This window comes from Streptomyces sp. UG1, assembly GCF_049974585.1.
Lineage (GTDB): Bacteria > Actinomycetota > Actinomycetes > Streptomycetales > Streptomycetaceae > Streptomyces.
The window spans coordinates 1-1,667 of the sequence record NZ_JBNGGG010000126.1 but is presented as its reverse complement, the minus strand read 5'-3'; the positions used below and the strand labels follow the sequence as shown (position 1 = coordinate 1,667).

1 protein-coding gene is annotated in these 1,667 nt (G+C 70.7%); it reads left to right on the top strand.

Annotated elements, in window-relative coordinates; genetic code table 11:
- On the top strand, nucleotides 1–1,667 hold a 1,667-nt coding region (locus ACP4J3_RS50600), incomplete at both ends, for an amino acid adenylation domain-containing protein (RefSeq protein WP_426545036.1).

The window sequence follows — 1,667 nt, the reverse complement described above, 5'->3', positions numbered from 1 at the left end:
CCGTCACCGCACTCGCGCCCGATCATCCCGCCTACGTCATCTACACCTCCGGCTCCACCGGCCGACCCAAAGGCGTCGTCGTCGCCCACCGCAACGTGGTGCGGCTCTTCGACGCCACCCGGAAGTGGTTCGGCTTCGGTCCCGACGACGTCTGGACGCTGTTCCACTCGTACGCCTTCGACTTCTCCGTCTGGGAGCTATGGGGAGCGCTGCTGCACGGCGGCCGACTCGTCGTGGTGCCCTACGAGGTCAGCAGGACGCCGGGCGCCTTCCTCGACCTGCTGGCCGATCACGGCGTCACCGTCCTCAACCAGACGCCGTCGGCCTTCTACCAGTTGGCACAGGCCGACGCCTCCTCGCCGGGCCGCGAACTCTCCCTGCGGACCGTGGTGTTCGGCGGTGAGGCACTCCAGCCGTCCCGCCTCGCCGACTGGTACCGGCGCCACCCCGACGACACGCCGGCCCTGATCAACATGTACGGCATCACCGAGACCACGGTCCACGTGACGTACCAGCCGCTCACGCGGGAGCGAGCAACCGCGGCGGCAGCCAGCGTCATCGGCGTCGGTATCCCCGACCTGCGGACCTATGTGCTCGGTCCGGGGCTTGAGTTGGTGGCGCCCGGCGTGGTGGGGGAACTGTACGTCGCGGGGGCCGGTGTCGCCCGCGGCTATCTGGGCAAGCCCGGCTTGACGGCCGAGCGGTTCGTGGCGGACCCGTACGCGTCCGAGCCGGGCGCGCGGATGTACCGCACCGGTGACCTCGTGCGCTGGAACCAGGACGGCGAGCTGGAGTTCGTCGGCCGCGCCGACCACCAGATCAAGATCCGCGGCTTCCGCATCGAACCCGGCGAGATCGAGAACTTGCTGACCGACCACCCCGACGTCGCCGAGGCCGCCGTGGTGGTCCGGGAGGAACAGTCCGGCGATGCCCGCCTCATCGCCTACGTGGTGGCACGGGGAGCCCTCCGCGACGGCGACCTACGGGACTTCGCGCGGGACTGGCTGCCCGACTACATGGTGCCGGCGGCCGTCGTCCTACTGGACCGCATGCCGCTCACCGCCAACGGCAAGCTGGACAAGGCGGCACTCCCGGAGCCGGACTTCACCGCGCCCAGGTCGGGGCGGGAGGCGCGCACGCCGCAGGAGCAGATCGTGTGCGATCTGTTCGCGCAGGTGTTGGGGCTGCCGTGGGTCGGCGTCGAGGACGACTTCTTCGACCTGGGTGGGCATTCGCTGCTGGCCACCCGCCTCATCGCCCAGATCCGCGGCGCGTTCGGAGCAGAGCTGGAGCTCCGTGCACTGTTCGACGGGCCGACGCCGGCCGCGGTGGCGGCACGCCTCGACACCGCCGGACCCGCTCGGCCGCCCCTGGCGGCGCGGGAACGCCCCCCGGTCCTTCCCCTCTCGTCCGCCCAGCGGCGGCTGTGGTTCCTGCACAAGATGGAGGGGCCGAGCGCCACCTACAACATCCCCCTCGTCGTACGCCTCACCGGCACATTGGACCGTGACGCGCTGCGGGCCGCCCTCGGTGACATGGTGGCCCGGCACGAGAGTCTGCGGACGGTGTTCCCCGAGTCTGACGGCACGCCGTACCAGCACGTCCTCGACAGCGTGAGCGTCGAGTTGCCCACCACGGACATCACCGAGACGGAACTGCCGGAGGCA